At 64.4% G+C, this 10,452-nt stretch carries 8 protein-coding genes; 1 reads left to right on the top strand and 7 read right to left on the bottom strand.

Features of this window, described 5'->3' with window-relative positions; all coding sequences use genetic code 11:
* Positions 1–2 precede the first annotated feature (2 nt).
* A complete protein-coding gene (locus SE92_RS24235) occupies positions 3–467 on the bottom strand; it encodes a GNAT family N-acetyltransferase (protein WP_063203733.1) in 465 nt (154 codons plus the stop codon).
* Between the two features lie 7 nt (positions 468–474).
* Positions 475–1,401, bottom strand: a complete 927-nt coding sequence (locus SE92_RS24240; protein WP_063198959.1) for a hydrogen peroxide-inducible genes activator — start codon at positions 1,399–1,401, stop codon at positions 475–477.
* Positions 1,402–1,515: 114 nt separating this feature from the next.
* Here SE92_RS24240 and katG point away from each other — a divergent pair, with 114 nt between their 5' ends.
* Positions 1,516–3,681, top strand: coding sequence for a catalase/peroxidase HPI (gene katG / locus SE92_RS24245; protein WP_063198961.1), 2,166 nt, complete (start codon positions 1,516–1,518; stop codon positions 3,679–3,681).
* A gap of 112 nt (positions 3,682–3,793) precedes the next feature.
* Here the strand turns inward: katG and pnp are convergent, their stop codons facing one another.
* The 5 genes from pnp to infB all read right to left on the bottom strand — a co-directional run.
* A complete protein-coding gene (gene pnp, locus SE92_RS24250) occupies positions 3,794–5,950 on the bottom strand; it encodes a polyribonucleotide nucleotidyltransferase (RefSeq protein WP_063198964.1) in 2,157 nt (718 codons plus the stop codon).
* 379 nt (positions 5,951–6,329) lie between these two features.
* Positions 6,330–6,599 carry a 30S ribosomal protein S15 gene (gene rpsO / locus SE92_RS24255; RefSeq protein ID WP_008131787.1) on the bottom strand — a complete coding sequence of 90 codons (270 nt, stop codon included), beginning with the start codon at positions 6,597–6,599 and terminating at the stop codon, positions 6,330–6,332.
* Between the two features lie 2 nt (positions 6,600–6,601).
* The gene (truB, locus tag SE92_RS24260) at positions 6,602–7,723 is read right to left on the bottom strand and encodes a tRNA pseudouridine(55) synthase TruB (RefSeq protein ID WP_063198966.1); all 1,122 of its coding nucleotides are present in this window, start codon (positions 7,721–7,723) and stop codon (positions 6,602–6,604) included.
* A complete protein-coding gene (rbfA, locus tag SE92_RS24265; protein ID WP_063198969.1) occupies positions 7,720–8,166 on the bottom strand; it encodes a 30S ribosome-binding factor RbfA in 447 nt (148 codons plus the stop codon). Before rbfA ends, truB begins: the two co-directional genes overlap by 4 nt.
* A gap of 157 nt (positions 8,167–8,323) precedes the next feature.
* Positions 8,324–10,452: translation initiation factor IF-2 (gene infB, locus SE92_RS24270; RefSeq protein ID WP_063198971.1), on the bottom strand; the 2,129-nt coding region annotated here is incomplete at its 5' end.

Below are 10,452 nucleotides of genomic sequence, written 5' to 3' on the forward strand. Positions count from 1 at the left end.
GCCTATCCGGCCGGCCGCAGCCGCCTCCACCGATAGTACTTCATCATGAACCCGTTCGACGGCTCGATCTCCTGCTTCTCGAACACAAAACCTTCGCGCTCGTACCAGCGCCAGGCCTTTTCGTTCTCGCGGACGCAGCGCAGGTGCATCTCATCCGGCATTTGCGTGCGGGTGAAGGCGAGCAATTGCCGGCCGAGCGATTGGCCCTGATAGGCCGGCGCGACGAACAGCATGTCGAGATAGAGTTTTGGCACATGGAGCGCCAGCATGGCGGCGATCGTGCCGCGATCGTCGGCAACGAACAGGCTCCAGCCGTCCGCGATCTCGTGCCGGATGCGTGCGCGCAGGTTTGCCAGCAGGAAGTCGCTGGCCTCGCCGAGGCCGGTCGAGACCCAGCTCTCCATCCAGACCCGGCCGACCTCATCGTATTCGTCTGCGCGCGCGGGGCGGATGAGGGGATGCGGCATCGACAAGCTAAGCCCTTTGGCTGCGCACGGATTGCCGCGCCCGCACCTTGCCGGCCGACAGGCACACCACTTCGGAGATCTGCAGCAGCTGCCGCGCCAAGGGGCTGGTCTTGCGCCAGACCATGCCGATGGTGCGGAACGGCTCGGGATCGCGGAAACGCGCGAGCGAGACCGAGGCCGATCGCGTCTCCACCGGCACCGCCATCTCCGGAATCAACGTCACGCCGATGCCGGCGCTGACCATCTGCACCAGCGTCGACAGCGAGTTGGCATCCAGCATCTCGCGCGGCGGCGCCGACTGCATGTTGCAGAACGACAGCGCCTGGTCGCGGAAGCAATGGCCCTCCTCGAGCAGCAGCAGCCGCATCTCGCGCATCATCTCACGCGAGGGTGCCGGCGTTCCCTCATCCGCGCCCGGCCGGACCAGCAGGAATTTTTCCTCGAACAGGGCGACCTCTGTCAGCGAGGGCTCGGACACCGGCAGCGCCACGATGGCGGTGTCGAGCCGTCCTTCCACCAGTTCCTGTATCAGTCGCGGCGTCATGGTCTCGCGCACGCGGATGTCGAGCTCCGGATGCATGCGCGTGAGATTCTTGGTGATGGTGGGCAGGAGATAGGGCGCGATGGTCGGGATCATGCCGATGCGCAGGCGGCCCGCGAAGCGGTCCTGCGAGGCGCGGGCGAAATCGCCGAGTTCATCGACCGAGCGCAGGATGTCGCGGACGCGTTGGGCGAGCTCCTCGCCGAAGCGGGTCAGCGCCACCTGCCGGGCGCTGCGCTCCAGCAGCAGGCCACCGAGGGTCTCCTCCAACCCCTTGATCTGCATCGACAAGGCCGGTTGCGAGATGGCGCAGGACTCGGCCGCGCGGCCGAAATGGCCGTGCCGCGCCAGCGCGTCGAAATACCGGAGCTGACGCAGCGTCAGGTTCATCATCAGAAAATCCTATCGCAGCGATCATTAAAGTCAACTTTACCTGATGGGAGGCGGCGCTTAGAGTGGTTCTACCTGGTCAAAGGCGCGAGTTCGACGCCACCAGAGGAGGTATTCATGGACGACACTTCGAAGTGCCCGTTTTCGGGTGGAAAACGCGTGCCGGCGAACCGCGACTGGTGGCCGACGCAGCTCAGCATCGAGATGCTGCATAAGAATTCCGACAAGTCCGATCCGATGGGCGAGGACTTCGATTACGCCAAGGAGTTCAAGTCGCTTGATCTCAACGCGGTGATCAAGGACCTCACCGCCCTGATGACGGATTCGCAGGAATGGTGGCCCGCCGACTTCGGTCATTATGGCGGCCTGATGATCCGCATGGCCTGGCACAGCGCGGGCACTTATCGCACCACTGACGGCCGCGGTGGCGCCGGTGCCGGCCAGCAGCGTTTCGCACCACTCAACAGCTGGCCCGACAACGCCAATCTCGACAAGGCGCGCCGCCTGCTCTGGCCGATCAAGCAGAAATACGGCCGCAAGCTCTCCTGGGCCGACCTGATGGTTCTCGCCGGCAACGTCGCGCTGGAATCGATGGGCTTCAAGACTTTCGGCTTCGCCGGTGGCCGCGTCGATGTCTGGGAGCCGGAAGAACTCTATTGGGGTCCGGAAGGCACCTGGCTCGGCGACGAGCGCTACAGCGGCGAACGCGAACTCGCCGAACCGCTCGGCGCAGTGCAGATGGGCCTCATCTACGTTAATCCGGAAGGTCCGAACGGCAAGCCGGATCCGGTCGCCGCGGCCAAGGACATCCGCGAGACCTTCGCGCGCATGGCGATGAACGACGAGGAAACCGTTGCGCTGATCGCCGGCGGTCACAGCTTCGGCAAGACTCACGGCGCGGGCGATCCCTCGCTGGTCGGACCGGAGCCGGAAGCGGGCGCGCTGGAAGATCAGGGCCTCGGCTGGAAGAGCAAGCACGCGTCAGGCCACTCGGGTGATGCCATCACCAGCGGTCTTGAAGTCACCTGGACCACGACGCCGACGAAGTGGAGCAACAACTTCTTCGAGAACCTGTTCAACTTCGAATGGGAACTCACGAAGAGCCCGGGCGGCGCGCAGCAGTGGACGGCCAAGAACGCCGACGCGATCATTCCCGATGCCTTCGACAAGTCGAAGAAGCACCGGCCGACGATGCTGACGACCGACCTCTCACTGCGCTTCGATCCGGCCTATGAGAAGATCTCACGGCGCTTCCTTGAGAACCCGGCTCAGTTCGCGGACGCCTTTGCCCGCGCTTGGTTCAAGCTCACCCATCGCGACATGGGCCCGATCCAGCGCTATCTCGGCCCGCTGGTGCCGAAGGAGACGCTGATCTGGCAGGATCCGATTCCGGCCGTGAACCACGAGCTGGTCAGCGATCAGGACATCGCGGCGCTGAAGACCAAGATCCTGGCATCGGGCCTGTCGGTGTCCGAGCTGGTCTCGACCGCCTGGGCGTCGGCCTCGACGTTCCGCGGCTCGGACAAGCGCGGCGGCGCCAATGGTGCGCGCATTCGCCTGGCCCCGCAGAAGGACTGGGAGGTGAACGAGCCGGCCCAGCTCTCGAAGGTGCTCGGCAAGCTCGAAGCGATCCAGAAGGACTTCAACGCATCGTCCGGTGCTAAGAAGGTCTCGCTCGCCGATCTCATCGTCCTCGGCGGCACCGCCGCGGTCGAGAAGGCGGCGAAGGATGCCGGCGTCGACGTCAAGGTCGGCTTCACGCCGGGCCGCATGGACGCCTCGCAGGAACAAACTGACGCCGCCTCCTTTGCTCCGCTGGAGCCGCGCGCTGATGGTTTCCGCAACTTCATCGGCAAGCGGCATCAGTTCATGCAGCAGGAAGAAGCCCTGGTCGACCGCGCCCAGCTCTTGAGGCTCACCGGCCCCGAGATGACTGCGCTGGTCGGCGGTCTGCGCGTGCTCGGTGCCAATGCGAACGGTTCGAAGCACGGCGTCCTCACCGCGAAGGTGGGAACCCTCAGCAACGACTTCTTCGTCAACCTGCTCGACATGAGCACGCAGTGGACCCCGGTGGCTGACGGCAGCTACGAGGCCCGCGACCGCAAGACCAATGCGGTGAAGTGGACCGGCACGCGCGTCGATCTGATCTTCGGCGCGCACTCGCAGCTTCGCGCCTACGCCGAAGTCTATGCCACCTCGGATGCGAAGGAGAAGTTCGTGGCTGACTTCGCCAAGGCCTGGACCAAGGTGATGAACCTCGACCGCTACGACCTCGCGGCGTGACGTGCCTCACCTCTCCCGCGTGCGGGAGAGGGGGCGCAGATCGCCCGGAGCGAGCGACAAGCAAAAAGGGCGGCCTTTCGGCCGCCCTTTCGTTTTTCTGCAGTGTAGCGGCTTACTCGCCGGCGGCTTCGCGCGGGGCCTTCTCGCCCTCGCCGCCCTTGCCTTCGAGGTCTTCGCCGGTGGTCTGGTCGACCACCTTCATCGACAGGCGGGTCTTGCCGCGGTCGTCGAAGCCGAGCAGCTTGACCTTGACCTTGTCGCCTTCCTTGACGACGTCGGAGGTCTTCTGCACGCGCGCCGAAGCGAGCTGGCTGATGTGGACGAGGCCGTCCTTGGAGCCGAAGAAGTTCACGAAGGCGCCGAACTCCATCACCTTGACGACGGTGCCGTCATAGATCTGGCCGACTTCCGGATCGGACGCGATCGACTTGATCCACTTGATCGCGGCCTTCATCGCCTCGCCGTCGCTGGAGGCGACCTTCACGGTGCCGTCGTCCTCGATGTTGACCTTGGCGCCGGTCTTCTCGACGATCTCGCGGATCACCTTGCCGCCGGTGCCGATCACTTCGCGGATCTTGTCGGTGGCGATCTTGAAGGTTTCGATGCGCGGCGCGTATTCGCCGAGCTCGGCGCGGGCGTTTGTCAGCGCCTTGGCCATCTCGCCGAGGATGTGGATGCGTCCATCCTTGGCCTGGGCGAGCGCGACCTTCATGATCTCTTCGGTGATGCCCTCGATCTTGATGTCCATCTGGAGCGAGGTGATGCCCGCTTCCGTGCCGGCCACCTTGAAGTCCATGTCGCCGAGATGGTCCTCGTCGCCGAGGATGTCCGAGAGAACCGCGAAGCGCTTGTCTTCGAGGATCAGGCCCATCGCGATGCCCGCGGTCGGCCGCTTCAACGGCACGCCGGCATCCATCAGCGCGAGCGAAGCGCCGCAGACCGAAGCCATCGAGGACGAGCCGTTCGACTCGGTGATCTCCGACACCACGCGCGTGGTGTAGGGGAATTCATGGTGCGGCGGCAGCACCGGATGGATCGCGCGCCAGGCCAGCTTGCCATGGCCGATCTCGCGGCGCTTGGTGCCGCCGAGGCGGCCGGTCTCACCGACCGAGTAGGGAGGGAAGTTGTAGTGCAGCAGGAACGTCTCTTTGTACGTTCCCGACAGCGCGTCGATGTACTGCTCGTCCTCGCCGGTGCCGAGCGTGGTCACGACCAGCGCCTGGGTTTCGCCGCGGGTGAACAGCGCCGAGCCGTGGGCGCGGGGCAGCACGCCGACTTCGGCGACGATATTGCGCACGGTCTTGCTGTCGCGGCCGTCGATGCGCTTGCCGGTGTCGAGGATGTTCCAGCGAACGATCTTGGCCTCGAGCTCCTTGAACACGGCGCCGATGCGCAGCTTGTCGTATTTCGGCTCCTGGCCCTCCGGGAAGTAGTGGGCGATCACCTTTTCCTTGACCTTGCCGACCGCGGCGTAGCGATCCTGCTTGACCGGAATGGCGTAGGCGGCGCGCAGCTCCTGCTCGACGAGGCCGAGCATTTCCTTCTCGAGCGCGGAATTGTCGATGACGGTGACTTCGCGCGGCTCCTTGGCGGCTTTCTCGGCGAGCTCGATGATCGCGTTGATCACCGGCTGGAAGTGGCGGTGACCGAACATCACGGCGCCGAGCATGATGTCTTCGTTCAGCTCCTTGGCTTCCGATTCCACCATCAGGACGGCGTCGGCGGTACCGGCGACGACGAGGTCGAGCTGGGTGTCGACCATTTCGTCGAGCGTCGGGTTGAGGATGAACTCGTCATTGGCGAAGCCGACGCGGGCCGCGCCGATCGGGCCCTTGAACGGCGCGCCGGACAGGGTCAGCGCCGCGGACGAGGCCACCAGCGCGACGATGTCGGGATCGTTTTCCATGTCATGCGAGAGCACGGTGACGATTACCTGGGTCTCGTTGCGCCAGCCGTCGACGAACAGCGGACGGATCGGACGGTCGATCAGGCGGGAGACCAGCGTCTCCTTCTCGGTCGGACGGCCCTCGCGCTTGAAATAGCCGCCGGGAATGCGGCCCGCAGCGTAGGTTTTTTCCTGGTAGTCGACGGTCAGCGGCAGGAAGTCGACGCCTTCACGCGGCGCCTTCGCCGCGACGACGGTGGCAAGCACCACGGTCTCGCCATAGGTGGCGACGACGGCGCCGTCGGCCTGGCGGGCGATCTTGCCGGTTTCCAGCTTGAGAGGGCGTCCGCCCCAGTCGATCTCGACTGAATGCTTATTGAACATAGATGTCTTCTTTCATGGGTTCTCGAAAGAGGAGACGGCTCTCGAAAAACAAAAACCATGCGCAAGATTGCGGGGCGCTGATCGAAGCGGGTGATCAGCGTCCTGCGATCCTGCCATGGTTTTTGGATTTCGGATGGCGTCCATCCTTTCGGGTCATACGGGCGCCTTGCCCGTTGTGCCCAGCCGCCGGATTGCTGCTGGACTTTCAGTCGGCACGAATGCGAACACCGAACCGCGGTCTTCGCCGATCGTGCCCCGGATGCCAGCCGTCAACGACTCGCATCCGACGTGCGCGCAGCCTCGATCAAAAAGCTTAAAATAGGCGCTTTCGTTCGAAGCGACGTGCGAAAACGCGCGCCGATGGCGCGCGCAAGAACTGTTAACGACGAATGTTGTGCTTCTCGAGCAGCGCCTTGTACCGCGCTTCGTCCCGCTTCTTGAGGTAGTCGAGCAGCGAGCGGCGGGTCGAGACCAGCTTCAAGAGGCCACGACGCGAATGGTTGTCCTTCACGTGGGTCTTGAAATGGTTGGTGAGGTTGTTGATGCGTTCCGACAGGATCGCGACCTGAACCTCGGGCGAGCCGGTGTCGCCGGCCTTGTTGGCATTCGTCTTGATGACTTCCGCTTTGCGTTCTGCGGCAATCGACATCGTCAATTTCTCTCGTTGCGACCGGTGCTGGCAGTCAGGCCGGTCAGGTTGAACACACGCTTGGGGATGATTTCGCCATTGCCAACTTCAGCAAGCGCCAAAAGACGGCCTGCCACCGTGACATAGACTGTGCCGCTACAAGTGGGCGCATCCCGTCCGCGCAACAAAACGGCCTGACCCCGATGGAGCCTTGCCGCATCAGCCCGAGTGACGGCCAGTGCCGGGATGTCGTCCAGCGCGGTCTCAACGGGCATAAGCGCGTCCGCGAGGCTACCCTCGCCGGACGCGGCTCTATCGCACAAAGCCTCCAGCTGATCCAGCGGAATCATGTCGTTTTCGCCAAATGGGCCGACCAGGGTCCGCCGAAGCGCGCAAATATGGCCGAAAGTGCCGAGAATCCGGCCCATATCGCGGGCCAGCGCCCGGACATAGGTGCCCTTGCCGCATTCGGCCTCGAACACGGCGTGGTCGTTATCCGGTTGATCCACAAGGGTTAAATGATGAATTTCGACCGGCCGGGGGGCCAGTTCGACCACCTCGCCGTCGCGGGCGAGGTCGTAGGCGCGCTCGCCCTGGACCTTGATCGCGGAATAACGCGGCGGAATCTGCTCGATCACCCCGGTGAAACGGGGCAACAGAGCCAGGATGGCCTCCCGGGTCGGACGCTGGTCCGAGGTCGCGGTCACCCTGCCCTCGATATCGTCGGTGTCGCGCTCCTCGCCCCAGCACACCGTGAACTGGTAGCGCTTGCGGCCGTCCATCACGAAGGGAACGGTCTTGGTGGCTTCGCCGAGCGCGATCGGCAGACCGCCCGAGGCGAGCGGATCGAGCGTGCCGGCGTGTCCGGCGCGCTTGGCGTTGAACAGGCGCTTGAGCACTGCGACCGCCTGCGTCGAGGTCATGCCGATCGGCTTGTCGAGCACGACCCAGCCATGGACGTCGCGCCGGTCGCGGCGCGGCTGGTTGCCCTTCTGCTTGCTGTTGGCACGCGGATCGTTGTTGACGCGGCGCGGCTCCTGATGCGGCTCGGAATTGCCGCTCATGTCCGCGAAATTATTTTTCTGCACGTCGCGCTGATCGGCCTGTTCGCCGCTGATCGTGTCGTGAGCCGGGTCCATCGTCATCGCTCTTCTTCCCGATCCGTCGCCGGATCCTGTTCCAAATCCTGTTCGAGATCCTTCTGCACCGCAGGTGTTCGCAAAAGCTTCTCGATCCGTTCCGCTTCGTCGAATCGTTCGTCGACGCGGAAACGAAGATCAGGTGCAAATTTCAGGTTAACGCGATGCGCGACTTCGCCGCGCAGAAACTTCTTGTTGCGTTCGAGCGCAGCGATGACGATTTCGGTGTCGCGGCCACCGAGCGGCATTACATAGACTGTCGCGAGCTTCAGGTCGGGCGACATCCGTACCTCCGGCACGGTGATGATGTGACCTTCGAGATCCGCATCATGCACATTGCCTTGCGCCAGAATATCGGCCATCGCGTGGCGAACCTGCTCGCCGACGCGCAACTGACGTTGCGAGCCTCCGCCGGGGGCGGAACTCTTCTTCTGATGATGGCGTGGCATTGTCGAAAATCACCTCGTCATGCCCGTGTTTGGGACACGGGCATTGTCATTTGTCCTGTTGAAACGAATGAGGGGTGGATGGCCGGATAAGATCCGGCCATCGCACTCCCGCAATTTCAGCTCAAAAAGATCCGGACCGCTTCGGTAAGATTTGGACTTACAGGGAGCGCTGGATCGTCTCCACGCGGTAACACTCGATCACGTCACCCGCGCGCATGTCGTGGTAGTTTTCGAAGGCCATGCCGCATTCCTGACCGGACTGGACTTCCTTCACTTCGTCCTTGAAGCGCTTCAACGTCGACAGCTTGCCTTCGTGCACGACGACGTTGTCGCGGATCAGGCGCACATTGGCGCCGCGTTCCACGGTGCCGTCGGTAACGCGGCAGCCGGCGACCTTGCCGACCTTGGAGATGTTGAAGATCTCCAGGATGGCGGCATTGCCGAGCATGGTTTCGCGCAAGGTCGGCGCGAGCAGGCCGCTCATCGCCTTCTTCACGTCATCCACGAGATCGTAGATGATGTTGTAGTAGCGGATCTCGATGCCGTTGCGCTTGGCGGCCGCAGCGGCCTCCTTGTTGGCTCGAACCGAGAAGCCGATGATCGCGGCGTTGAAGCCTTCGGCCAGCGTCACGTCGGATTCCGAGATGCCGCCGACGCCGGCATGCAGGATGCGGGCTGCGACTTCGTCGGTGCCGAGCTTCTCCAGCGAGCCGAGGATCGCTTCCAGCGAGCCCTGCACGTCGGCCTTGATGATCAGCGGGAATTCCTTGCGGCCCGCGGTCTTCAATTGCGACATCATCTGCTCGAGCGAGCCGCGCATGCCGGAGATCGAGGCAGCCGCGTTCTCGCGCTTCTGGTGCGCGCGGTAGCTGGTGACCTGGCGGGCGCGGGCTTCGTTCTCGACCACGGCGAGACGATCGCCGGCTTCCGGCGGACCGTTGAAGCCGAGCACTTCGACCGGCACCGACGGACCTGCTTCCTGCACGGTCTCGCCCTGATCCGAGATCAGCGCGCGGACGCGGCCCATCTCGGCGCCGGCGACGATGATGTCGCCGACCCGGAGCGTGCCGCGCTGGACCAGCACGGTCGCGACCGGACCGCGGCCGCGGTCGAGCTTGGCTTCGATCACGGTGCCTTCGGCCGGCCGTTCCGAATTGGTCTTGAGGTCGAGAATGTCGGCCTGAAGCGCGATCATCTCGAGCAGCTTGTCGAGATTGGTCTTGTTCTTGGCGGACACTTCGACGTCGACGACGTCGCCGCCGAACGATTCGACCTGCACCTCGTGCTGGAGCAGCTCGGTGCGCACGCGCTCGGGCTTGGCGTCGGGCTTGTCGATCTTGTTGATGGCAACGATGATCGGCACCCGCGCCGCCTTGGCGTGGTTGATGGCTTCGACCGTCTGCGGCATCACGCCGTCATCGGCCGCGACCACCAGCACGACGATGTCGGTGACCTTGGCGCCGCGGGCACGCATCGCGGTGAACGCGGCGTGGCCGGGCGTGTCGATGAACGTGATCTTCTTGCCGCTCTCGGGCGACACCACCTGATAGGCGCCGATATGCTGCGTGATGCCGCCGGCTTCGCCGGAGACCACGTTGGCATGACGGAGCGCGTCGAGCAGCGAGGTCTTGCCGTGGTCGACGTGACCCATCACGGTCACCACGGGCGACCGCGTCTCGGTGTCGGTGGAATCGTCGGTGACGTCGAACAGTCCCTCTTCGACGTCGGACGCGGCGACGCGCTTGACGGTGTGACCGAGCTCTTCGGCGATCAGTTGCGCTGTGTCGGCGTCGATCACGTCGGTGATCTTGTGCATCGCGCCCTGCTTCATCAGCATGCGGATGACGTCAACAGCGCGCTCGGCCATGCGGTTGGCGAGTTCCTGAATCGTGATCGCTTCCGGGATGACCACTTCGCGAATGAGCTTTTCCTTCGGCTCGTTCGAAGCGTGGCCCTTGAGGCGCTGCGTGCGGCGGCGGAACGAGGCGATCGAACGCTCGCGCACTTCGTCGGCATTGAGGGCGGTCACCACGGTCAGGCGGCCGCGCTCTTTCTGCGGGCCGGGCTTGTGGGTGGGCTTGGGGGCGACCACGGGACGCGCGGCGCCGCCGGGACCACGACGGATCTGGCGCGGACCATCGTCCTCGTCCGGTCCGGCCGCGACCGCTGGCGCGCGACCCACTGGTCCGCCGCCGGGGCGTTGCGTGGTGCTTCCGGGGCGCGCCGTCGTTGTTCCAGGGCGGGCCGTCGTGGTTCCAGGGCGTGCAGCGGGTGCGCCGGGGCGCG

It is taken from the genome of Bradyrhizobium sp. AT1, from assembly GCF_001590795.1.
Taxonomy (GTDB): domain Bacteria; phylum Pseudomonadota; class Alphaproteobacteria; order Rhizobiales; family Xanthobacteraceae; genus Bradyrhizobium.

Bases quoted from the DNA above. Each gene is read 5' to 3' on its own strand.
- SE92_RS24235 (WP_063203733.1), bottom strand. From the start codon at position 467: ATGCCGCATCCCCTCATCCGCCCCGCGCGCGCAGACGAATACGATGAG.
- SE92_RS24240 (WP_063198959.1), bottom strand. From the start codon at position 1,401: ATGATGAACCTGACGCTGCGTCAGCTCCGGTATTTCGACGCGCTGGCG.
- katG (WP_063198961.1), top strand. From the start codon at position 1,516: ATGGACGACACTTCGAAGTGCCCGTTTTCGGGTGGAAAACGCGTGCCG.
- pnp (WP_063198964.1), bottom strand. From the start codon at position 5,950: ATGTTCAATAAGCATTCAGTCGAGATCGACTGGGGCGGACGCCCTCTC.
- rpsO (WP_008131787.1), bottom strand. From the start codon at position 6,599: ATGTCGATTGCCGCAGAACGCAAAGCGGAAGTCATCAAGACGAATGCC.
- truB (WP_063198966.1), bottom strand. From the start codon at position 7,723: ATGACGATGGACCCGGCTCACGACACGATCAGCGGCGAACAGGCCGAT.
- rbfA (WP_063198969.1), bottom strand. From the start codon at position 8,166: ATGCCACGCCATCATCAGAAGAAGAGTTCCGCCCCCGGCGGAGGCTCG.